This window comes from Pseudomonas sp. HLG18, assembly GCF_051903985.1.
In the GTDB taxonomy this organism is placed as follows: domain Bacteria; phylum Pseudomonadota; class Gammaproteobacteria; order Pseudomonadales; family Pseudomonadaceae; genus Aquipseudomonas; species Aquipseudomonas fluorescens_BT.
In genome coordinates this window covers 3,588,379-3,611,623 of sequence record NZ_CP195831.1, presented here as the reverse complement: position 1 = coordinate 3,611,623, position 23,245 = coordinate 3,588,379, and the positions used below count along the sequence as shown (strand labels likewise).

The window sequence follows — 23,245 nt, the reverse complement described above, 5'->3', positions numbered from 1 at the left end:
CGCGTGATCTTGAGAACAACGCAGTACCCTGTGGGAGCGGGCTTGCCCGCGAAGGGGCCAGTGAGCCCGCCTCAATACTCACAGAGCAAACCGATATTCCCGCTCCACCCGACATACCCGCGTATGAAACGCCGAATACCACTCGGCCCGCCCTCGCGCCTGGATCACCCGGTGCTCTGGATGCTCGCGCCAGGCCAGAATCGCCGCCTCGCTCTCCCAGTACGAAACCGTAATCCCCACCCCGTCCGCGCCCCGAATCGAATCGATACCGAGAAACCCCGGTTGATCGGCCACCAGTTGCATCATGCGCTCGGAGGCTTCGGTATAGCCGTTATCGCCCTCGGTGCGGGTCGAGGTGAAGATCACGGCGAAACACTCATTGTTCGACTTCATCGAGATTGCTCCACACAGGCTTCAACGAACGCCCGCACCAGTGGCGGCAATTGCCCTTTGAGCGCTGCACGTTCCGGCTGGAACAATGTGGCGACAAAGAACACATGGTTTTTCAGCTCGATGGCGCGCAGATCGCCTGCCGAATCGTGGCCCACGGCGTGCAGGTCATGGGTCAGCAATTCATGTTCGAACTGCGGATTCACACCAAAACGGCAGCGATAGCCTTCGCGAATCTCCGACGTTTCGTACGCCTTGGCGATCAACGAACCGGGTACCAGATGAATGCTGTCCACCGCTTCCACCAGCGAACAGGTCAGCGGCGTGAGCACAGCACGGCTCGCGTCGGGCGAGGTTTCGCCATGCTCGGCGTCGGCCCAGCCCAGCACGTTGCGGGAAAACTCCAGCACCGCATGCTGAAAACCGCCGCAGGTGCCAAGGAACGGTCGCTGTTGCTCGCGGGCAAAGCGGATGGCTCGCAGCGCACCGACTTCGCTTTTGTAGGGGCTGGCCGGCACGCACCAGAAGCCGTCGAAATGTTCCAGCGGCGTTTCGGGCAGAATCTGGTCGGTGGGCAACCATTCGAAATCGACCGGACGGCGAAGGTGTTCCATCGCCAGTCCGAGGGCGACCGGGATGGCCTGGTGGGCAGTGACTTGCGGGTCGTAGTCACCGATCAGGGCGATGCGCAGGGCTCTGGGTTCCATGAGGGTTCGCTGTGCTTGTTGAGGGATGACGCTCACTATAGATTGGCGTTCACGCACTCAATATGGGCGTTTCCCCAAGTGATTAATGCAGCGACGCACTATCGGCTCGACTTCCCGGATCTGGCGCTGATTCTCGCCCTGGTGCGCGGCGGCTCTCTGGCCCGGGCCTCACAGTTGTTGAAGGTCGATGTATCGACGGTGTTTCGCGCCGTGCGTCGACTGGAAGCGTCACTCGGCCAGCAACTGTTCGAAAAAAGCCGCGCCGGTTACCTGCCCACCAGCCTTGCGCAGACCCTGGCCGAGCAGGCCGAGCGTGCAGAACAAGCTCTGGAAGCGGCGCGAATCGGCGTCGAGCAGGGTGGGGAAGTGGTCAGCGGCACTGTGCGCCTGACCTGTACCGACTCGGTGTTGCAAGGTCTGCTACTGCCGGCGCTGGCGCAGTTCATGCCGAACTATCCGGCACTGACCATCGAGCTGAGCACCTCCAACGATTTCGCCAACCTCAGCCGCCGCGATGCCGACATCGCCCTGCGTCTGACGCGTACACCGTCGGAGCATCTGGTCGGACGGGAGCTGGCGAAGATTTCCTACCGGGTCTGTGGCAGTGAGCGCTATCTGCAAAACACCGATGTATCTGATCTGGCTGCCATGACCTGGATCGCCCCGGACGATTTCCTGCCCGATCATCCGACTGTCGTATGGCGTCGTCAGCACTTGCCGGGAGTCATGCCGGGCTATCGCTGCAACAGCATGCTGTCGGTGACGGAACTGGTGCGTGCCGGGCTCGGCGTGGCGGCGTTGCCGGACTTTCTGATCAGCGAAGGTCTGCAAGCCTTGAGCCAACCGCTGCACGGTTATGACACCGCGCTGTGGTTGTTGACCCGCCCGGACTGCCGCGCATTGCGCTCGGTGGTCACGTTGTTCGATGAACTGGGGCGGGCGCTGCGTTTGCCGTGATCAGCGCTGCTGGCTTTGGCGCATGTGATCGTGCAGCTCGCGGGTCAATCCTTCGATGCGTTCGGTGAGATTCTTGGTCATTTCGGTGAGCCGGGTGTTCTGCTCCAGCAGCTCCAGCAATTGCGCGGTGTTCTTCGCGGCCTGGGCTTGACGTTCGCTGTTGGCGACGGCCAGGGCTTCGCGGTGCTGTGCGTCGGCTTCCGATTGCGCCTTGTCCCGCGCAGCCTGACGGGTCTGGGCCAACAGAATCAGCGGTGCGGCGTAGGCCGATTGCAGGCTGAACGCCAGGTTCAAGAGGATGAACGGGTAGACGTCGAAGGTCGTGATGCCAGACACGTTCAGGCATATCCACAGCACCACGATCAGGGTCTGAGCACCGAGGAAGGTCGGCGTGCCGAAGAACCGTGCAAACGCCTCGGCGCGCAGGGCGAAATTGTCGTTGCCGAAGGTGGTGTTGAGGTGGGCGTGGGGGCGGTGGAAGCGCAGGTGATCGACAGGCGCGCAGGGGGATTCGTTTTTTTCGGTGGTCATGACGGACTCGGCAGGGCTTGGGACGTTGAGTCACTATAGCCCTGCGTCGCCTATGGTGGCTTATCCCGGTGCTCGTTCGCCGGCGAACATGCTGACGGCGTCCACCGCTTCGCTGGCGCCATCGCGAATCTGCAGAATCACCGTGCCCGCCTGATCCGCCAACTCTACGCCTTGCGCGGCGCGCCCACGGGTGCCTTCCATGCTTTTGATCGCCTGACGGGTTTCGCTCTGGATCAGGCCGATCATGTTGGAAATCTCCGTCGTCGAGCCACTGGTGCGCGCCGCCAGTTGTCGCACTTCATCGGCCACCACCGCAAAACCACGACCTTGCTCACCGGCCCGCGCCGCCTCGATTGCCGCGTTGAGTGCCAGCAGATTGGTCTGGTCGGCAATCGCGCGGATGGTGTTGACGATGGCGGTAATCTGCTCGGAGCGCTCGCCAAGTTGCGCGATCAGGGTTGACGACTCGGCGATGTCATCGGCGATTTCGCGCATCTCGCTGGCCGCTTGCTGGATGACTTGTGTGCCTTGCTCGGCGACTTTTCGGGTGGCGACGGAAATGTGATAAGCGGTGCTGGCGCTGCGGGCATCCTGCTCGTGCTGCTCGACCCGGGCGGTGACGTCCGAGGCGAATTTCACCACTTTGCACAAGCGCCCGGCGGCGTCGTAGACCGGGTTGTAATTGGCTTCCAGCCAGACGGTTCGCCCGTGTTTATCGATGCGCTCGAATTGCCCGTGGAAAAACTCGCCCTGATTGAGCCGGCGCCAGAAGTCCTGATACGCGCTGCTGTTGACCAGATGCGCGGGGCAGAACAAGCGGTGATGTTTGCCCTTGAGTTCGGTTTGGGTAAAGCCCATGCGCGTCAGAAAATTCTGATTGGCCGTAAGAATGTTGCCGTCGAGATCGAACTCGATCACCGCCATGGCCCGGTCGATGGCCTGCAATTTGGCGTTGGCTTCGCTTTCGCGCTGCACCTTGGCGGTGACGTCCATGGCGTACTTGACCACTTTCACTACGCGACCCGAGGCATCCTTGATCGGGTTGTAACTGGCTTCCAGCCAGATCGGCCGACCCTGGCTGTCGACGCGCTCGAAAGTACCGGACTGGAACTGCCCGTTTTTCAGACGCGACCACAACTCGGTGTACTGGCTGCTGCGGGCAAATTCGGGGGGGCAGAACTGGCGGTGGGACTGACCAATCACCTGTTCGGCCTTGTAGCCCGTGGTCTTCAGAAAGTTGTCGTTGGCGCGCAGGACCACTGCGTCGAGATCGAATTCGATCACCGCCATGGAACGGTCGATGGCTTCGAGCAAACCGGATTGTTCGGTGGTGGTGTGTTGCAGGTCGTCGATGACCGACTGATGACGATTGAAAAACATGCTGGGTGCGCTCCGGAAATAGGGCTGAGGTGTTATCCCTGTTCCTGCGCTGGCCGGCCGAACGCGCTGATGACATTGGGCGATGACCACTAAAGTGCCAGCATCCAGGCTGGCGACCAGATCTTATACAAACTTATCAATCTTGTACAAGAAATAGCGATGTCACTTTGTTGTACAAGTCTTGTCAGGCACTGGAGCGGCTCAGCGCGACGCTGATCGTGTTGCGGCCCGTGTGCTTGGCGGTGTACAGCGCCTTGTCGGCGTCATCCAGCCAGTGCAGCGCGTCCGGGTAGGTCGGGTGAAAGCGTGCCAGTCCGATACTCAGGCTGACCCGCAACTCTGGCACATCGGGATGACGGTATTGGTGCAGGGACTGACGCAGTTGCTCCATCAGCGCTTCGGCTTTGCTCAGTGGCAGATTGGGCAGGATCACGCAGAATTCGTCGCCGCCGTAACGACCGGCCAGTTCACTTTCAGTCAGCAGGAGTTTGAGTTCTCGACTGAGTTGCTGAAGCACCGCATCGCCGACGATGTGTCCGTAGCTGTCGTTGATCACCTTGAAGTGATCGACGTCGATCAGCGCGAGGGTGGCCTGCCTGTTGTGTTCGCGGCACTGCTGGAACTTCAGATGCAGCAAATCTTTCCAGGCGCCGTGGTTGAGCAGGCCGGTCAGGCTGTCGGTGCGGCTCAGGGCACTCAAGGTGCGCTTGTGTTCAGCGAGCTTGATCGCCAGCCGATAGCAAACCATGCCCAGCGCCAGCGGATAGAGGGTGAGCATCGGCAGGCACGCCCAGACCTGGGTCTGCGATGCCGTCAGGGTGAATTTGACCCCGAACAGCGACCAGCCCAGCAGCACGCCAATCACTTGGGAGAGGGCGCCGAGCAGGAACAGCCGCCGGCCGCCGGCCGCGACATTGTTCATGGTCATCATCGACAGAATGGTCACGGTAACCAATGGATTGAATTGGAAACACGCGGTCCAGAAACCGCCGAACACCGAGTCATAGAGCAGATTGCGGAGCTCGGCGCGGTAGGGGAACGCCGAGCGGGCCGACCATTGATAGGCGACATGGGGCCAGAGAAAACCGTTGAACAGCAGGAGCGCCCAGAGCCATGCCGGCACATTCAATGGATACAGCGCAGCCCCGACGCTGAAGAAACCGATTCCCAGTCCAATGGCACGTGGCAAGTAGAGACGTCTGGCGAATGACAAGCCTTTGCCGCGTTGGTTTTCCATGATGTTCTTCGCCAGATTCATTCTGAAACACTTTGCAGGGTAATGCTTCAGAGCGACCGTTCATCGGTCAATGACAGGTATTGTCATTTATTCCAGCGGGAAGATTCAGTGTCCTTGTGAGCCATTTACGCGGCGCAGACGTGATTTAGAGCTGGTAGCAGGCCAGAAACATGTCCAGTGCCGAATCGACCACGGCATTTTGCGTGGCGCTGTCGAGTGAGGGTTGGCCCATGGAAATCTGCGGCCAGAAGGCGAAGGATTTGAGCAGCCCCTGTACCTGATGCGCGGCGAACTCCGGATCGACCGGTTTCAACCGACCATCTGCCTGAGCGGCGCGGATCCACACGGTCACGCTTTCCTCACGTTCGCCCATGCGCGCCACCATGTTCTGTGCGCGCTCGGGCGAGTGGATCGCGGCGGCGATGGCGACCCGCGCCAGGTCCATGAAATTGTCGTCCGCCATCATCTGCAGTTTGGCCAGCAGCATCGTTCGCAATTGATCACGCAAGGGCTGGTCGGGTTGATACGACACGGCCTGCTCGGTGCTGATTCGTGCCCACAACTGATTGAGAATTTCGGCGAACAGCTCTTCCTTGCTCGGAAAATGGTTGTAAACCGTGCGCTTCGACACCCCGGCGGTGGCCGCGATCCTGTCCATGCTGGTGACCTCGAAACCGTTGGCTCGGAACTCGGAAATGGCCGCCAGGATGATGGCTTCGCGTTTGCGGTCGGTGAGGCGCGTTGGAGCTGTCATAAATTCGATTCGGCAAGAAAAAGAGGAAATTACACTCGGCAGTTTACTTGTCATCCGATTTGATGCAACCTAGAAAGTACACCGATCAGTGTAATGCTGCGTTAATCGGTGCAACCTAAAACCCGATGTCCGGCTGATGCGTGCGTGCCTTGGCCATTTATCGTCCCACCGTGGAAAACCGTGAATTGCGCGGTTTTTCTGGAGTCATTCAGTCATGGCCAAATCAATTTCTTCCGCGGTCAGTCCTGTACCTGAAGCTTCGCGCCAGGCCGAAGGGACATTCCGCAACCATGCGCCCGTGCAGCGCGAAGGTTTGCGCAAGATGCTGCGCATCATGTGGAACATGATCTTCCACAAACCGCGCAACACCCGTCCTGCGTCGTCCATCCCTGTACAGCCACTGACCCGCGCCGACCTGATCGCCGCGCCCAACCACAGCGTCTATCGCCTCGGTCACTCGACCTTGCTGCTCAAACTGCAAGACAAGTTCTGGATCACCGACCCGGTCTTCGCCGAGCGTGCCTCGCCGGTGCAATGGGCCGGGCCGAAACGCTTCCACCAGCCACCGATCAGCATCGACGAGTTGCCACCGATCGAAGCGGTGATCCTGTCGCACAACCACTACGATCACCTCGACTACGAAGCGGTGTTGAAACTGGCGGACAAGGTCAACGTGTTCCTCACCCCGCTGGGCGTCGGCGATACTCTGATCAAATGGGGCATCGATGCCGGCAAGGTTCGCCAGAACGATTGGTGGGAGGGTACCGAAGTCGCCGGCATCCACTTCATCGCCACCCCGTCGCAGCACTTCTCCGGCCGTGGCCTGTTCGACGGCAACCAGACACTGTGGGCGTCCTGGGTGATCATCGACAGCGACAAGCGGATTTTCTTCAGCGGCGACAGCGGCTATTTCGACGGCTTCAAACGCATCGGCGAACAATACGGCCCGTTCGACCTGACCCTGATGGAAACCGGCGCCTACAACGTCGAGTGGCCCCACGTGCACATGCAACCGGAAGAAACCCTGCAAGCCCACCTCGACCTCAAGGGCCGCTGGCTGTTCCCGATCCACAACGGCACGTTCGATCTGGCGATGCACGCCTGGCATGAACCGTTCGACCGCATTCTTGCGCTGGCCTGGGAGCGCAGTGTTTCCATCACCACGCCGCAAATGGGCGAGGCGTTCAACCTGGCACATCCACAACGCGGGGATGCGTGGTGGTTGGTGGTTGAAGGGGAGAGTGAGGCGGTGGTGCAAGGGGCCTGACTCACTGATGCAGGTTCGCCTCCATGAGGCGAACCGGATCACTCCGCCATCGCATAATCCCCACGCACCGATTCGGCAGTCGAACCATTGCTTGTCGAACGCCCCGGCGCAAACCCCGGAAAGAACACCAGCCCCTGCGCCTCGAACCTATAGGTCAGCGCCAGCCGCGCCGCATCCGCCACGTCCTGCTGAGCTTCGAACCGTTGGATGTCATCGACCGAAACCCCTGTCTCCCGCGACAGTTGCTCCACGCTCCAGCCCAACATCCCTCGGGCCTGGGCGCAATGGGTCGGGGTGAACTGGAAAAGGGCGATACGTTCGAGGATGAGGTTCATCGCTGAAGAGGCCATGGTGTGCTCCGGGCTCGAGAGTGCTGATGGAAAATGTACTGTGTTTTTGTACAGTTGTTTTCGGCCGGGATCAAACGCATTTTTTGATTTGCCCTAGTTCGCCGCCTCCAACCAGACGGACGGTGCCTGACCGAGGATCCGGCGGAACATCGTCGAGAACGCCGCCGGGCTGTCATAGCCGAAATCCAGGGCAATCCGCGTCACCGCCTCACCCGCCGCCAGCCGTGCCAGCGCCAGTACCACGCAGGCGCGCTGGCGCCACTGACTGAAGCTCAGGCCGGTCTGCTGACGAAACAACCTGTTGAAGGTGCGTAAGCTTACGTGCAGCTGGTCGGCCCATTGCTGGGGCGATTGGTGGGCATTCGGCTGATGCAGAAAGGTCTGACACAGCTCGAGCAGTCTTCCGTCAGACGGCAGCGGGATATGCAACGGAAGTGGCGCACTGCGCACCAATTCATGCAGCAACAAATCAATGAGCACGCCGTCACGCCCGCTCAGGTCATACGTCAGCGGCAACTCCACGGCTTCCATCAGCAAATGCCGCATCAACGGCGACACACTGATCACCTGACAGCGCTCACCCAGGTCCACCGCCCCCGGCTCGATATACAAACTGCGCGTGCTGACCCCGAGCATCAAAACCTCATGCGCCACCCCCGGTGGAATCCACACCGCCCGCTGCGGCGGCACCACCCAGTTGCCGTCATGCGTGCTGACCTGCATCACCCCGGTCGCGCCGTACAACAATTGCGCCCGCCGATGCGTATGACGTGGCAACAGATAGCCGTGGGAATAATCCGTACCGATCGCCACCACCGGGCGCGGCGTGTCATCCAGCAGATTGATCGAAACATTGCGCATCGAGCGGCACCCGGCAGTTGGCGTAAACGCAAACATTATTGGCTGACTTGCTGAAGCAGGCCAAGCGCCGCCGCATTATCGTCGACCACTCCCCAACAACGGACGACGCAACATGCTCTACCTCCTGCTGACACTCTTCGGCTGCCTGACCGGCGTCACCGCTGTGCTCTTCGGCTTCGGCGGCGGCTTCGTCGTCGTGCCGCTGCTGTACCGCATGCTCACCGCCAGCCACGGCGCCGACGACCCGATCAGCCAATCCGCCATGCACATCGCTATCGCCACCTCGACCTGCGTGATGATCGTCAACGCCCTGATCGCCACCGACAAACACCGCCGCGCCGGCAACCTCATCCGGGATTACCTGTGGCCCTTGGGCGGGTTCATCGGGTTGGGCGCGGTCGTCGGCGCAATCGCCGCGGTGTGGGTCAGCGGCGAAGTCATTCGCTATGCCTTCATCGCCTACCTCGGCGTGACGATTGTCGATTGCCTGCTGCGACGCGGATTTCTTACACAATCCCAAGGCGCCGTCCCACGTCGACTGGGAACGGTGGAAACGTCTGGCGGCGGTGTAGGCATTGGCGCCATCGCAACCTTTCTTGGTGTAGGAGGAAGCGTCATGACCGTGCCGTTGTTACGGCGTTGCGGGTTGAGCATGTCGCAGGCGACGTCCATGGCCAATCCATTGAGCGTGCCTGTGGCATTGGCGGGGACGCTGACGTACATGATGTTGGCGGGGTTCAGCGAGACAGAACTCGGGCCATGGTTTATCGGGTATGTGGATCTGCTGGCATTTGCGGGGCTGACGCTGGGCTCGATGCTGGGGATTCGACTGGCCACGCCGTGGATCGGGCGGATACCGGATCGGGTGCATGCTTGGGTGTATATCGCGCTACTCATCGTCGTGATGTTGGGCATGACACTGAAGTAGCACCTCGATTCCTGCGCGCATCCTCTTCATACTCCGCAGCCTTATTCATTCAGGGATCGATCCATGCTCAAGGGACTGTTGCGCCTGGCGCCATACGCCGCCGTGCTGTTTTCACTGCTTTCCACCGCTCAGGCTGACGACGGCAGACGTGTGTTCACTGGCACGCTGGGTAAGACGCCGATTGTGGTTGAACTCAATACTCAGCAGCCGGATGAAGTGACCGGTCGTTACTTCTACGAGAAATACCATCGGGACCTGCCCCTCAGCGGGTCATTGCAGGACGGCACCCTGACGCTGGTCGAAGGCAACAATCGCTACAGCGACGACAAGCCACTGCCAACTTTGAAACTGGAAGAAACTGCCACTGGCTGGCAGGGCGAGTGGCAAAGTCCGAAGGGCAAGAAGCTTTCAGTGCAACTTTCCGAGGCCAGGCTTCCAGCGCCGACAACTTCTACGCTGCCCTTCATCGCCGCGCTGCCAAACGGTGAGCCGTATGAATATTTGCGACTACAGGGACTCAAGCTCAAACCGCTGAAGAAACAAGACTTCATGGGTTACACCCTGCAATGGTGGACAGAGCCCGAGTCGAAGATTTCGTTGTTCAGCGTAGAGTCCGGTCTGCCAAAAGATGATCTGCAACGGGTTAACCAGCAGTTGCTTGGACGATTGTGGAATGAAGTCATTCGTTATCACGGTTGCCAGCTGCAGGGTGGGGAAAACGTCGACTTCATGCAGAACGCAGAACCCAAAATGATTTCTCCAGCCGTGGTCAGCCTGAACATCTCGACCAGTTATTACTGTGGTGGCGCGCATCCGGACTTCGGTGATTCACCCCTTAACATTGATGTAAGAACAGGCCATCCGTTGTCACTCGAAGATGTGTTGTGGGTAGGTGAGGGCAAGCCACTTCTGCATGCCGAACGAGACAGTCTGGGTGACAAACCCTTGAGCCAAGCCGAAAGTGACGCGCGTTATCAGTATGAAAACAAAGAGCTTGTGCCTTGGCTGATCAAGCAATTCACCGCCCTGTACCCCGCAGAAATGAAGAAACCGACGCAAGATGATGATTGCGACTTCACGGAAGAAAGCGTTTGGGGTTCTTCGCCGTGGTACTTCACTGCGAAAGGTTTGTACCTGGGCGCCTACTTCGCCCGCGTACAACGTTCTTGCGATAGACCAGACTGGTCAGTCCTGCCGTACTCCCTCATCAAACAACACCCCGGCGCCGTCCAACTGCAACTGCCCCAGGGCTAACCATCACGCCAGACCCGGCGCTTCACGAATAATGAAGTGATCCAGGTTCTCGATATTGGCATTGAAGACCTCGAAAGGCTTTTCGGGGTTCTTCTTGCCCGGCACTTGCTTCAACTCCGGCGTCACACCATAGAAGAAGCAGAACAACTCCTTGTCACTGTCGATGGCGTGCTTGATCTCTTCCAGAAACGCCTTGCGCTTGCGGTAGTTGTCGATCAGCTTTTTGTTGAGATAGACACTGACCGGATAAGGCTTCTTCTTGCTGTCATCCGGCTTCTTGAACCAGACCTTGTCCTCGAAATCGATCCGGAAACTGGCGCTGTGGAAGTCCTCGATCTTCTTGATCCGGCCCCAGTAAATCAGCCCCTTGTTGTCCATCAAATACTCGATCTTCTTGAAGAACGAACTGTACGGCGCCGTATGCTCGCCAATCTTCAACGGCATACGCTTGAGCAAGTCCTTGTCCGCGAAGTTCGACACAAAACACTCCACGGGGTGAGCGAAGACACTGGTCTTGTCCGGCGCCGTCTCACGACTCGGCGACTCTTTTGAAGGGGGAGTCGCCACCCGCACCGGATCATCCCGCAACACATCCGCCGCCCCCGCTGGCGCGGCAGGCTTGCGCACATACTCACGGCGCGTCAGCAACAACTCCGACGGGAAATGCTCCTCACGCCCGTCATCCGTTTCCCCATCCGCCGCCTCAATCCCCGACGCCGACGTCTTCACACTCACATACGGACAACCCGCCACATGCTGCGTACCGGGCAGATTCTTGAAGTGCGGCGTGCGCACGTAATTCACATTCTTGGCGTTGAACGTACCCAACTCGTTGGACGCATCGAACGCCGAACGACAGGCGTCGTTGGGGCACTGGAAATGCTCCTTCGCAGAATCGAACGCCACCGTCTCATCGAAATTGAGATCGCGAACGTCATAGATCGACAACTTGTCGTCGAGGCTGAGGCAGTAGGCGAGGTCGAATTTCATGGTGGGGCTCGGGTCCTTGAGTGGGGGGAGGGGTATTAATAGCGGGTGGTGGGGTGGGGTGCACTGATTGTTTTCAGAATGATGCGGAACCAGTCTGCCGAGGATTGGCTATCCAGGCACTCCGGGCCATAAAAAAACCGCTGCTTGAAACTCAAGCAGCGGTTTTTTGATGTCAGTAACTACGCAGCATTCGTGAAGCTTTACGCCACCAGGATTCCTGCCGATTGAACGGATCCTCCGCCAGCAAACACGGCATGTCCCGCAAGCGAATCCATGGCTCATCCTGCCAGTGCAACGTGCTCAACGACATCTTGGGCCAGCTCAAGACACTCAGTATCGGACGCTCAACCGAGCGCATCGGACGGGCATCTCGCAGCGCGGGTACAACCTGATGCGTCACCCATTCACGAAGCTGCCGATACTCAGGGCAGTAGTGATAGATCAGCAGCGCATACACACCTGACTCGCTCACCATCAGATGTTCTCCGGGCTCGCCGTAGGTCTCAACGCGCATTATCTGCCGCTGATCGGCATCGAGTTTGCGCAGCTGTCGCTCATCCAGATATTTGCCCATCAACCGCCCCAGTTCATGGACGCAGAACCAGGCCTGGTTCTCCACCAGAAGAGCATGGAGGTGGGTTTTGTTGCGGGTAAAACGAGTTGGAATAAGTGGTTCAGACATGGCGTGCCTCCCAAGTCGAGAGCACGGGATTCAAACGGCGGGTAGAGCGATTCGCCTTCATCGTGAAGGCTGAGTAGTCAGGCATTTCCATTTACCTCTGGCTGCTTTCTTAGGGCATTCGTTAAGGGTGTCGGGAGCTAAGAAACCCACCAGAGACGGGCCGGACATATTCCCCTTTCGGGTCTTGTATTCGCCCACTCCCGACATAACGGGACTTTTCGCAGGCGTAGAGAAACCGCAGACGAAAAAAAGCCGCATGACTGTCGGGTGCGGAGAACCGCTCTGGTTGAGGCGTTTCTTAGGCGCCGGAATAGAAGCCTAGGGCGTCAAAGCGGCATGGTCAATCCTATAAAATAGATCATCGACTATTTGCCCGATACCCGTAGGTCTACGCATTCAAACCAAATGCAAAACGGATTTCATTGTGTAGGACTTTTCTGTTTTTGGTCTGGCACTCCCAAACGATTACTACTTTCCAACCAAGCGCCTTCAGCTTCTCCTGAACCTGCAAGTCCCGCTCCACATTCTTCGCGAGTTTAGGAAGCCAAAAGTCGAGTCTGCTTTTTGGTGTGTACGCATATTTGCAGCCCGGGTGTCGGTGCCAAAAGCAGCCGTGGACGAAGATACATAATCGGTGCTTGGGGAATACCAGATCAGGCGAACCTGGCAGATCTTTTCGATGCAGGCGATAACGAAACCCCAATTCATGGCACATCGAACGCACGATCATTTCAGGTTTGGTGTTTTTGCTCTTGATCATTGACATGATCTTGGAGCGGTGTTCGGGGGAGACAATGTCTGTGCTCATCCAATGTGGGCCTCCGTACGAGCCCATTGATTCGATTTTTTAGCGACGCTCGAAAAATGACATCTGTAATTCCGGGGGAGTTGAGATTGGCCCTTCTCGGCAAGTCGTGCCTATACGCCCAGTTGAAAAAATAGATCCTTACGCAGCAATGTGCCGCCTGTCGGATGAGTTCACCTGTTGCGTACCAATACTTTCAGACGATCGGTGCGGCATTTCACAAGCGAATAGGCAACGCGCGGCTGCTCAGAAAAGCAAGCGCTGACCACCCGTGTCAGCGTAGCGATCGGCATCTTTGCTCTGTCCTTTACGTGCCTATAACAAGTGGATATTGTGGATGGCGTTGCGCCACTGTGCGCTTCTTTAAGAAAAACGTACATAACTCTGGGAAGGCCTCGCACCACATTCAACTGCGTTCTCGTTAGGCCAAGCTAATGTCAGCCTCAAGAGATGTGAGTTTGCAAACGGAGTATGGACAAGGAGTCGGTTCTGAAAAAAGAAAGATGTAGCAAACTCATTTCTCAACTCATTGTTGTGGAATGGCTTTTGAGGCGAATCGCTTGGGCATGTGGGCGGCACCGTGGCTAAATTGAACCCCTTGCTCCGTATGGCGACCATTGCCGGCGTGGAGGTTGCAGTCAAACTCCATATTGCGCGTGGCGACGATCTTGACGCTCGCGACGGCACAGGCGCTACGCCTCTAATGCTTGCCTCTGCTCGAAAGAAAAACGGCATTGTGAGGCTGCTCTTGGCTGCCGGAGCAAAACCAGAGTTACTCGATCCCGAAGGCCGAACTGCTCTGGCTTACGCAGAGAAGAGTAACTGTGCTCAATGTATTGACCTGTTGCGGGAGGCACTTGGTTTTTCCTTCCATAACGATTTGGATAATGAAAATTCGCTTCAGAGTGATGTGAGCGGAAAAGCTTTATACCCTCACTCGGTCGAGAGCGAATCGCCGCATAAAGACACGGAAGATGAAACCGTTAAGGTGGCACCTCAGGTTGATGTGTCTGGAAATTCCCCATCTTTTGAAATTGTCATCCACGATGCGGAAACGATCGGAGCTGACGAGCATGCCGTTCCCGTCGTTGAGATAAAAGTGCACGAAGTCCTTATCGAACTTGACGACGAGCCTCTCGATTTAGGGTTTGAGGATGACTGGGAGGTGGAGTCAGAAGTGGTTGCCCCGAAGGGCAACATATCCGTAGCCAAAGAAGTCAGCACACTTCAAGGAACGATAGGCAAGTTCAAAGCGATCGACACTGATGTGGAATGGGACGATGTTGATCTTTTTCTTCCAGAAAAATCGCGTCCCTTAACCAATAATGATCGTGTTGATCTACGTGACTTATTCTTCCGGGGTTTACGAGAAGGGGCAGTGTCGCACTCAGCTCTTATCGATGTTTGCCGAGAGGGTGACCTTTCCCGCAATGAAGAAATTGAGCGTCTTCTGACTTTCGTTTTAGGCGATCTTGGAGTTTTGATCGATGAGTGGGTGGGGGGTACCGATCAATCTGATCTTGTCGAACCATCAGATGATGAAGAATTAAAGCTATCGGAAGCCTTGGAGTTCGCAGAAGATCTTCTATCAGGTCGTAACGAACCGCTGAGATTCTACGCTAAGGGCTTAAAGAAAGACCTGCTTCTGGCTGCAGAAGAAATTGCATTAGGCCGAGAAATGGAGGAGGCAAGAGCGCTGGCGCTGGATGCGCTCTCACGCTGGCCCTCAGGACTTGCACTTGTATTCGAAGCTGCCGACAAAGTAGCTCAAGGCCAGGCGAGTCATGAGGACTTTACCTCTCGCGATGACCAAATTAGTGAAGGTGACTTTAGCGAGAACACTCGTGAGACAGTCTCCAATGAGGAGGCAGAGTACGAGGAGGATAAGGTCGGACTCGACTCGATCGCAACAACCTTTGTTTCGTCGATTTCAGTTGCACGCTCTGCTGGCAACGATTACATGAAAGTCCGTAATGGACTAGCCGCCGCTAATCTTTCCCGAATTTTTCTCATTGAGCTTTCGAGGAAGGCAGATTGTGATCTGGCAGGTGTAAGCTTCGCCTCTGCGATTCGGCGCCAAGAGGCTGCGCGAGAAAGAATGATCCTTTCTAACCTTCGCTTAGTGCTTTCTATAGCCAACAAATATCGATGGTCCGAGCTTGCTTTTGATGATCTAGTTCAGGAAGGCAATATAGGTCTGATGAGGGCTGTAGAACGATTTGACTGGCGTAAAGGTTTCAGGTTTTCCACTTACGCGACGTGGTGGATTCGACAGCAAATTACGCGCGCTATCGCTAATCAAGAGCGAGTGGTCCGTGTTCCCGTTCACATGCAAGACTTGGCAAGGAATATCATACGAGAACGGGATAAGTTCGAATTTAAGTTAGGACTTCCTGAACGCGAACGTGAGATATCCCATCGAACGGGGATCTCTCTCGATAAGCTCAGGCTCCTTTTAACCGTATTCGAAAAGATCAGCAGCTTGGATGAGCAGCTTGGAGAATCCTCTAACTCCCTGATCGATTCCCTCTTGGAGGAGGAACCATCCGACCCGGCAATCGCTGTAGAGCATGCTTCCTTACGAGCGATTTTGATGGAAATGATTGGAGAGCTTGACGAACGTTCGGCGAAGGTTATTAACCTCCGTTTTGGCTTCGGCCAAGATGACGCAATGACCTTGGAGGAGGTTGGGTCTCTATTTGACGTCACTCGTGAGCGAATTCGGCAAATCGAATCAAAGGCACTTAAAAAACTGTGCCATCCGTTGAGAAAGGAAAAATTAGTCTTGTACGTAGGCGACTACTTCGAGATGGAAGAGTCTGTCTCCTCTGATGGACAATCAGACGAGGTCATAGATGAACGTAGCTGATGATCGAATTCATGGGTCGCCTTCAATCCAGCCGGATGGAGTGTGTAAGTTAGCTTGCTGGATGGCTGACGTCGGTTTCACGACCCTTTCTGGAGTTATCTACTTCACATGAACGAGCGCACTAGGTATGCCCCGCCGCGAGCCGATGCAATGCTTGAGGCTCTGCGTGGCCTCGGATATTCGACGGCGTCTGCTTTAGCTGATGTGATTGATAACGGTGTCTCCGCTGGAGCAACGGAAGTTCATGTGGCTTTTGATTGGGATGGTGAAATAAGTCGAATCTCCATTTTGGACAACGGACGAGGTATGACCGACGCCGAGTTGGAGGTGGCAATGACGCTTGGAGCTAAAAATCCTCTCGATGATCGTGCGGCTAATGATCTTGGGCGTTTCGGGATGGGCTTAAAAACAGCGTCATTTTCTCAGTGCCGCTCTCTCACTGTTGCGTCTAGACCGAAGAGTGGTTCAGTTTCCTGTCTCCGCTGGGATCTCGATGCCATTGCAGCATCGACGGATGTTGGATGGAGGATGTTTGAAGGGGCAGCCCGTGGCTCTGAAGCATTCGTCGAACCACTCAATGGTCTCCTATCCGGGACAATTGTCATCTGGGAGAAGTTGGACCGAATTGTCACGCCAGGTTATACGCTCAATCACTTTGCCGATTTAATAGACGATGTTGAGCTACGTCTGGCAATGGTTTTTCATCGTCTCTTAGAAGGGCCTAACCCGTTTATCCGATTGTTCCTCAACGGCAGGATGGTTAGTCCATGGGATCCTTTTATGACGGGGCATCCTTCGAAGCCATGGCATTCGCCAGTTGCCCGAATAATCACCCCATCAGGCCTCATAGAAGCTCAGTGTCATGTTCTACCACACAAGGATCGTCTTTCCGAAGACGAGTTTCGTAAGGCGGGCGGGGCGGAAGGATGGACCTCTCAGCAAGGGTTTTACGTTTATCGTAATCACCGTTTGTTGTTAGCAGGAGGGTGGCTCGGGATTGGGCAGGGACGTGCTTGGAATCGAGAGGAGCCTCACCGGCTCGCTAGGATCAGATTGGACATTCCAAATACAGCCGATTCTGATTGGAAGATCGACGTCAAAAAATCCACAGCTCGGCCTCCCGTGGCAGTGCGTCCATGGCTTACGAAATTAGCGGAAGATACGAGAGAACGAGCCAGAAGAGTTTTCGCTTTTCGAGGCTCGCCGATCCTTGGTCCTGGAGGTATCAAGATTGAACAGCAAGCATGGCGTGTCGAGAGATTAAAAGATGGTGTCCGCTACCGTATTGATGAAAGACATCCGGCAGTAGCCGCTGTAATTGAAGCTGTTGCCGGGAATGCTGGACTCGTTCGGGCCATGTTACGAGTTGTCGAGGAAACTGTGCCCATACAGCGGATATGGCTCGATACTGCTGAGAACAAAGAAACGCCACGCACAGGATTCGAGGGGGAACCCAGCGCAGCAGTGGCCGAGGTTGCAAGCGTATTATTTAATGATTTGATCGAGCGTAAAGGGCTAAGTATAGAAGATGCACGCAAGTCGATGCTTAGAACCGAACCATTTCAAAAGTATCCGACATTGATCGCCAAATTAGGGGAGAAAGAATGACCTCAGCGGAAGAGACGGCTGCGCAAATAGAGCTGCTGGAAAATGTTATCGCTACTGCTCAGCGGCTGGTGAAGGCAGAGAAGGAAAAGTCCAAAATTACTCCGACTCTCATTGCGGAGAAGGTTCGGCTTGCGGCGACAATGTTTTCTGGCGGTTTACCTAATTTAGTGGATGAGGGAAAGGCCGTCGCTACGTTGATCCAGCGCTTCAGCCATTGGATTGGAAAATCAACCACACTGAAAGACAATACGGGCCACTTTGATTGGCTCAATGCTGCGCGAAAACGTGATTGGCAATATTGGCGGCGTTACGAGGATTTTTTGGAATCCAAACTGTCCGACACAGTAGTGGAAGGGATTGATGAGGCCACCGACGACATACTGGGTTTGTTGGAAGATCCGCAGCGTGCAGATGATTGGGATCGCCGGGGACTAGTCGTGGGGCATGTCCAGTCCGGGAAAACCAGCAACTATTCCGGACTTATTTGTAAAGCGGCCGATGCGGGCTACAAAATAATCATCGTACTTGCGGGTATGCACAACAATCTTCGCTCACAAACCCAGATGCGACTGGAGGAAAGCTTCCTAGGTTACGAAACGACTAATAACCGTGATCCAGGCATGCCCATCGGTGTAGCTGAGTTCGGCGAAGACCTGAAAACCAACTCCGCTACTACCCGCGCGGACAACGGTGATTTCAGCAATGCTATCGCTAGGCACTTTCACGGCATCTCACCTGAAGAGAGGCCTTGGCTCTTTGTAGTAAAAAAACAGAAGTCTGTCTTAACTGCCTTGTTGAGCTGGATACAAACACGCGTTGCAGATAGCACGGATGCGATTGACGGACGAAAGCTTGTCACGAAACTACCCTTACTTATGATCGACGACGAGGCCGATAACGCCTCGGTCGATACGGGTGAGCAGATGTTTAACGACGACGGCACACCTGACAAGGAACACGAGCCCAAAACTATCAATCGACTCATCCGTCAATTGCTTCACGCATTTTCGCGCAAGGCTTACGTTGGTTACACGGCTACTCCGTTCGCGAATATCTTCATTCATCACAAAGGGGCTACAGCCAAGGAAGGTCCGGATCTCTTCCCCAAATCTTTCATAATTAACTTGGCCGCTCCTTCCAACTACGTCGGTCCTGCTCGCATGTTCGGTAAGATGACTAAGGAGGGGCGTAAAGGTGCCCTTCCTCTCTCCCGAAACATCGTAGATCACTTTGATTCAGAAACAGATTCTGGCTGGATGCCGCCCAAACACAAGAAAACACATGTCCCAACCTACAATGGTCAGGAGGTTATCCCTCCTTCCCTAAATGAAGCTATAGGTGCTTTCGTGTTGGCTTGTGCGGTGCGAGAGCTGCGTGGTCAGGATGGGCAACACAACTCTATGTTGGTTCACGTTACCCGCTATGTAGATGTGCAAAACCATGTGCGTGAACAGATTGAGACGGCCGTGCGGCGCATGCGTCAAAAAATCACTCGTGGCATTGGTGCCCAGGAGCTGCTGGATCAGTTGCGCGGTATCTGGGATAAGGATTTTCTCCCCACTCGTGAACAAGTCGCCAAACTCTCTCCAGCCGAGGATTGTCCACCAGCCATGCCGAGCTGGAATGAAGTACTTGCAGTTTTGCCTGACGTGCTGGCCGATATCGAGGTCCGCTCGATTAACGGCACAGCTAAGGATGCGTTGGATTACGCGACACCCGGTGCGGCACTCAAGGTGATTGCAGTTGGCGGCGATAAGCTCGCCCGTGGCCTGACGTTAGAAGGGCTGTGCGTGAGTTACTTCGTTCGTACAACGAAAATGTATGACACGCTCATGCAAATGGGACGCTGGTTCGGCTATCGCCCGGGCTACCTTGATTTGTGTCGCCTCTATACTTCACCTGATCTAGTGAAGTGGTTTGGCCACATTGCTGATGCGTCGGAAGAGCTACGAGAAGAGTTCGACTTCATGGCCGAGGCGAAACTGACGCCGGAGCAGTATGGGCTCAAAGTGATGTCACATGAGGTGCTTACAGTTACCTCTCCTTTGAAAATGCGAAACGCGCAAACCCTCTCGTTGACTTACAGCGGGACTCGACCTCAGACCATCCTTTTCCATCGTGACGCCAAGATTCAGCAAAAGAATCTTGACGCTACTGATGCTTTAATCGGATCACTCGGCGACTCTTGGAAGGATTCACCGAAGTATGTTCGCGATGGCGACCCAGATTCATGGCCAAGTGCTCGCCTTTGGACAGATGTCAGCGTTTCCAATGTTTTAGCGTTCCTTGGTGCATATGCGACTCATCCGAACGCTACGAGCGCCAAGTCTGTTTTGCTTTCTGAATTCATAACCAAGATGGTTGAAACTGGGCAGCTGACGAAGTGGAGCGTTGCGCTTCTTGGTGGTGGGAACGGTATTGGAGATTCTCACACCTTCCCAGGTGGCATTCCTTCGGACAGTTATTCAATTCGAAAAACTGAGGACTCTGTCGATCCTGCGAAGGTTGATCCCAAAAGTTTCGCCATTGGTGTGCTGACCGATCCAAAGGATGAAAGCATTGATCTAAGCGATGATATCTGGCGGGAGGCCTTAGGCCTTACTCGTGCGGCTTGGAAACCTGAGCCCTCACGCGGCAGGACTACCTTGCCAAGTTTCCCTAGCGGCAAGGGAATTCGTGAAACCCGTGGGAAGCTAGGTGGCGAGGCGGATTGTGGGTTGCTCTTGCTCTACCCTCTCACGCCTTATTTCTACAAGGAAAAGGCGCCTGATCGGCTCATTGTTCCCGGATGGAGCAAACCAATTATGGCCTTCGCCATCGCATTCCCGAGCAGTGACAAAGCAATCAGCGTGGAATACGAAGTTAACCTTCTCTACTGGATGCAAGAATATGGTCCGTCCGAATGATGAGTTCTTGCTAGCCTGGTCCTCACTGTCTGGAAATGACAGTACACTTGGCTGGCAGGTGATTTCGCTGGCTCCTTCCGGTCCAGTCGAAGTACAGGCAGGGCGCCACTCACCGACCAATGTTGAGGCCATATTATTTTGCTTCCCAACTGCTAAGTTGGCTCGCACCGAAAAATTGCCTGATGGCCAAGGCTTTTTGATCGAGAGAGCTGAGCCAACACATTATGGAGAGCTTCGACTAGCGCTTACTCGTCAAGAAGCTGGAAGCATTGAACTTTTTGCTGCCATGGTTTGCGACATAGTTGGTGCTTTAGATGGTATTGCTGCAACTGGCGTTGATGAAGCGAAGTTGTTACGGGTCTTAATTGAGCGAGTAGTTGCTTGGAAGCAGTTCATGTCGCGTGGTGCAAACCCTCTTGGCTTAGAGGCTGAACTCGGCTTGGCAGGTGAGCTCGCCATCATGAATGTTCTTCTGGAGTCGGGAATCCCTACGGTGGAAGTACTCCAAGGTTGGGTAGGACCAGATGATGCTCCTCAAGATTTCCTTTTGGGGGGAGGGGCGATTGAAGTCAAGGCCACGATGTCTTCATCTGGTTTCCCTGTGAAAATATCCTCCCTTGAGCAATTGGACGATTCCGTCGCATCACCTCTCTTTCTAGCTGCCGCGCGATTTTCACGTGAAGAAGACGGGCACACTCTTCCTGGATTGGTATGGGAGACTGAACTACGCCTTGGTAGAGAGCCGGGAGTTACTAGCCTCTTCAGAGAAAAGCTTATGGTTGCCGGTTACTTCGAAGGCCACTCGAGCCACTACACCCGGAAATTCAAATTAAAAGAGATCCAAGTTTTCTCTGTATTCGAAGGCTTTCCGAGGCTGACTTCTGGCACCGTTCCCGCAGGAATAACGCGGACCCTCTACGAAATAAATCTTGACCACGCCAAAGACTTCCTCTTGGATCTCAACGCTGCGCTAAAAAAACTAGGAGTAATTGGATGACACTTGAAGATTTTTTCATAGAGACCAAGGGAGAGATCGCGGCCCAGATGTCTGAAGGTGCCGCATTTGGTGAGCTAGTTTTTTCCGAGGTGGTGATGCAGCATCTCGTTGATGCAGGAATGACTTTCGATCCAGTTGTTTGCCACTTTCAGGGTAAAGTTGCCAATGCAAATTTGCGTTTGAGCGGTTATGCCATGTCTGAAGATGCAGACCAACTTGACCTATTTGTAAGTCTCTACGAAGGCTTTGAAAATTTGAGTCCGATTGTCGAGCAAGACGTCAAAACAGCGGCGGCTCAATGTGTTCGCTTCCTAGAGCTTTGCGCAGCGGGACGCATTGCGGAAAAGCTAGATCCGTCAAGTGACGTCCATTCTCTTGCGCTGACGATTCGAGAAATTTACGACGGACTTGAGCAAGTTCGTGTTTATGTACTCACGGATGGCATAGCAAAGTCGAAAAACTTCAAAGGTCGAGATGTTGGCGGAAAGCATGTGAAGCTTGAAGTTATGGATATCGAGCGGCTTTTCCGGCATCGCTCAGAAGGCAAGCCTCGTGATGAGCTTGTTGTTGACTTCAAAGATGTCTCAGGCTCCCCACTGCCTTGCGTTTTCGTGCCAGGTGAAACAGGGGATTATGACTATGCGCTTACTGCAATTCCCGGGGAGGCGCTTCGGTTTATTTATGAGAAGTTTGGGCCTCGCCTGCTAGAGGCCAATGTGAGATCATTCCTAAGTGTGAGGGCCAAGGGTGTTAATGCAGGACTGCAGAGCACTTTACGGAACGCACCGGAAAGGTTCATGGCCTACAATAATGGGATTGTTTTAGTCGCTGATGAAATGCTGTTGGATCGTGCTTTAGATGGATCCCCTGGTATCGCTTGGTTACGTGGCATGCAAATTGTTAATGGCGGTCAAACTACAGCTTCCATTTTTTTTGCCAAGAAAAAGTACGCAGACACTGATTTGAGTAAAGTCCGTGTCCCCGCCAAAATCATCGTTATGAAAGAACAAGACCCAGCGAAAGAAGAGGCTCTTGTCTCTGATATTTCACGTTTTGCCAATAGTCAAAATGCTGTCAGGCAGTCAGATTTATCCGCTAACAAACCGTTCCATGTTGATATTGAACGGTTGTCGCTTTCTGTCTACTGCCCTGACGGAATGGGGCGATGGTTCTATGAGAGAGCAGCAGGTAGCTACAACACGCTTCTTGCTCGTGAAGGTGCAACACCCGCCAAGCTTCGTGCTCTGAAAGACTCCGTGCCGACCTCGAGAAAAATTACAAAAACTGAACTGGCGAAGTACGCTGTTGCGTGGGATGGCCATGCAGATGTTGTTAGTCTGGGTGCACAGAAGTGCTTTGACCGTTTCATGGCTGGTATGGCTGATATGGAGGCTCAAGGAACAGCTTTTACTCCGGATGTTACTTATTTTAAGGACATTGTTTCGAAAGCATTATTGTTCAAGGCAGTTCATAAAACAGCGCGGCCATTGGTGCCTGCATTTCTCGCGAACGTTGCTGCTTATACAGTAGCAGTGATTTCTAAGACTTATGGTAAGTCTTTTAATCTTGAGCGTATTTGGAGTAAACAAGGTGTTTCTCCTCAACTTGTTAAACAGATTGAAGTTTGGGCGCGGGAAGTAAATGATCGACTTCATGAAACAGCGAAAGGCAAGATGATCTCTGAGTGGGCAAAGCGTCCCGAATGCCGAGATGCTATGTTATCACTGCCTTTTTCTTCTCCGTCAGTGGATATTCCTGAGGCGGTCTGATAC

General features: G+C 54.9%; 19 protein-coding genes and 2 pseudogenes. 9 read left to right on the top strand and 12 right to left on the bottom strand.

Annotated features, from left to right (window positions below; all coding sequences use genetic code 11):
* Positions 1 to 78 precede the first annotated feature (78 nt).
* A complete protein-coding gene (locus ACSPX5_RS16565) occupies positions 79 to 393 on the bottom strand; it encodes an antibiotic biosynthesis monooxygenase family protein (RefSeq protein WP_207867027.1) in 315 nt (104 codons plus the stop codon).
* Positions 390 to 1,097 (bottom strand): CTP synthase C-terminal region-related (seleno)protein, encoded by a 708-nt coding sequence (locus ACSPX5_RS16560; protein WP_439819923.1) that lies wholly within the window; start codon positions 1,095 to 1,097, stop codon positions 390 to 392. Before ACSPX5_RS16560 ends, ACSPX5_RS16565 begins: the two co-directional genes overlap by 4 nt.
* Positions 1,098 to 1,112: 15 nt before the next feature.
* Here ACSPX5_RS16560 and ACSPX5_RS16555 point away from each other — a divergent pair, with 15 nt between their 5' ends.
* Entirely contained in the window at positions 1,113 to 2,054 is a 942-nt protein-coding gene (locus tag ACSPX5_RS16555) for a LysR family transcriptional regulator (protein ID WP_439819922.1), read from the top strand.
* Here ACSPX5_RS16555 and ACSPX5_RS16550 read toward each other — a convergent pair whose 3' ends face one another.
* From ACSPX5_RS16550 to ACSPX5_RS16530, 5 genes and pseudogenes are all read right to left on the bottom strand, one after another.
* A complete protein-coding gene (locus ACSPX5_RS16550) occupies positions 2,055 to 2,585 on the bottom strand; it encodes a DUF1003 domain-containing protein (RefSeq protein ID WP_439819921.1) in 531 nt (176 codons plus the stop codon).
* A 60-nt stretch (positions 2,586 to 2,645) separates the two neighbouring features.
* A pseudogene (locus ACSPX5_RS16545) lies at positions 2,646 to 3,083 on the bottom strand (methyl-accepting chemotaxis protein); the annotation flags it as partial.
* 108 nt (positions 3,084 to 3,191) lie between these two features.
* Positions 3,192 to 3,875: pseudogene (locus ACSPX5_RS16540) on the bottom strand (PAS domain-containing protein); the annotation flags it as partial.
* Between the two features lie 274 nt (positions 3,876 to 4,149).
* Positions 4,150 to 5,202, bottom strand: coding sequence for a diguanylate cyclase (locus ACSPX5_RS16535; RefSeq protein WP_439822037.1), 1,053 nt, complete (start codon positions 5,200 to 5,202; stop codon positions 4,150 to 4,152).
* A gap of 145 nt (positions 5,203 to 5,347) precedes the next feature.
* The gene (locus tag ACSPX5_RS16530; protein WP_439819920.1) at positions 5,348 to 5,956 is read right to left on the bottom strand and encodes a TetR/AcrR family transcriptional regulator; all 609 of its coding nucleotides are present in this window, start codon (positions 5,954 to 5,956) and stop codon (positions 5,348 to 5,350) included.
* 214 nt (positions 5,957 to 6,170) lie between these two features.
* Here ACSPX5_RS16530 and ACSPX5_RS16525 point away from each other — a divergent pair, with 214 nt between their 5' ends.
* A complete protein-coding gene (locus ACSPX5_RS16525; protein ID WP_207867031.1) occupies positions 6,171 to 7,223 on the top strand; it encodes an MBL fold metallo-hydrolase in 1,053 nt (350 codons plus the stop codon).
* A 38-nt stretch (positions 7,224 to 7,261) separates the two neighbouring features.
* On the opposite strand, the gene ACSPX5_RS16520 is transcribed toward ACSPX5_RS16525, so the two are convergent.
* Together ACSPX5_RS16520 and ACSPX5_RS16515 are read right to left on the bottom strand one after the other, a co-directional pair.
* Positions 7,262 to 7,573, bottom strand: coding sequence for an XRE family transcriptional regulator (locus ACSPX5_RS16520; protein WP_169431546.1), 312 nt, complete (start codon positions 7,571 to 7,573; stop codon positions 7,262 to 7,264).
* Positions 7,574 to 7,666: 93 nt separating this feature from the next.
* Entirely contained in the window at positions 7,667 to 8,434 is a 768-nt protein-coding gene (locus tag ACSPX5_RS16515; protein WP_169431545.1) for an AraC family transcriptional regulator, read from the bottom strand.
* Between the two features lie 112 nt (positions 8,435 to 8,546).
* Here ACSPX5_RS16515 and ACSPX5_RS16510 point away from each other — a divergent pair, with 112 nt between their 5' ends.
* Complete coding sequence (locus tag ACSPX5_RS16510; RefSeq protein ID WP_439819919.1) at positions 8,547 to 9,362, top strand: sulfite exporter TauE/SafE family protein; 816 nt, start codon at positions 8,547 to 8,549, stop codon at positions 9,360 to 9,362.
* A 63-nt stretch (positions 9,363 to 9,425) separates the two neighbouring features.
* Entirely contained in the window at positions 9,426 to 10,616 is a 1,191-nt protein-coding gene (locus ACSPX5_RS16505) for a hypothetical protein (protein ID WP_439819918.1), read from the top strand.
* Between the two features lie 3 nt (positions 10,617 to 10,619).
* On the opposite strand, the gene ACSPX5_RS16500 is transcribed toward ACSPX5_RS16505, so the two are convergent.
* The 3 genes from ACSPX5_RS16500 to ACSPX5_RS16490 form a co-directional block, all read right to left on the bottom strand.
* Positions 10,620 to 11,606: a hypothetical protein gene (locus ACSPX5_RS16500; protein WP_439819917.1), complete on the bottom strand. Its 987-nt coding sequence runs from the start codon at positions 11,604 to 11,606 to the stop codon at positions 10,620 to 10,622.
* A gap of 172 nt (positions 11,607 to 11,778) precedes the next feature.
* Positions 11,779 to 12,288 carry a BRO-N domain-containing protein gene (locus tag ACSPX5_RS16495; protein WP_439819916.1) on the bottom strand — a complete coding sequence of 170 codons (510 nt, stop codon included), beginning with the start codon at positions 12,286 to 12,288 and terminating at the stop codon, positions 11,779 to 11,781.
* A 388-nt stretch (positions 12,289 to 12,676) separates the two neighbouring features.
* The gene (locus tag ACSPX5_RS16490; protein ID WP_439819915.1) at positions 12,677 to 13,096 is read right to left on the bottom strand and encodes a very short patch repair endonuclease; all 420 of its coding nucleotides are present in this window, start codon (positions 13,094 to 13,096) and stop codon (positions 12,677 to 12,679) included.
* A 577-nt stretch (positions 13,097 to 13,673) separates the two neighbouring features.
* Here ACSPX5_RS16490 and ACSPX5_RS16485 point away from each other — a divergent pair.
* From ACSPX5_RS16485 to ACSPX5_RS16465, 5 genes are all read left to right on the top strand, one after another.
* Entirely contained in the window at positions 13,674 to 15,962 is a 2,289-nt protein-coding gene (locus tag ACSPX5_RS16485) for a sigma-70 family RNA polymerase sigma factor (protein WP_439819914.1), read from the top strand.
* A 108-nt stretch (positions 15,963 to 16,070) separates the two neighbouring features.
* Positions 16,071 to 17,570 carry an ATP-binding protein gene (locus ACSPX5_RS16480; RefSeq protein ID WP_439819913.1) on the top strand — a complete coding sequence of 500 codons (1,500 nt, stop codon included), beginning with the start codon at positions 16,071 to 16,073 and terminating at the stop codon, positions 17,568 to 17,570.
* Complete coding sequence (locus ACSPX5_RS16475) at positions 17,567 to 20,476, top strand: Z1 domain-containing protein (protein ID WP_439819912.1); 2,910 nt, start codon at positions 17,567 to 17,569, stop codon at positions 20,474 to 20,476. Before ACSPX5_RS16480 ends, ACSPX5_RS16475 begins: the two co-directional genes overlap by 4 nt.
* Positions 20,460 to 21,473, top strand: coding sequence for a PD-(D/E)XK motif protein (locus ACSPX5_RS16470; RefSeq protein WP_439819911.1), 1,014 nt, complete (start codon positions 20,460 to 20,462; stop codon positions 21,471 to 21,473). The genes ACSPX5_RS16475 and ACSPX5_RS16470 overlap by 17 nt, the downstream gene beginning before the upstream one ends.
* Positions 21,470 to 23,242 (top strand): AIPR family protein, encoded by a 1,773-nt coding sequence (locus ACSPX5_RS16465; RefSeq protein ID WP_439819910.1) that lies wholly within the window; start codon positions 21,470 to 21,472, stop codon positions 23,240 to 23,242. Before ACSPX5_RS16470 ends, ACSPX5_RS16465 begins: the two co-directional genes overlap by 4 nt.
* Positions 23,243 to 23,245: the final 3 nt, after the last annotated feature.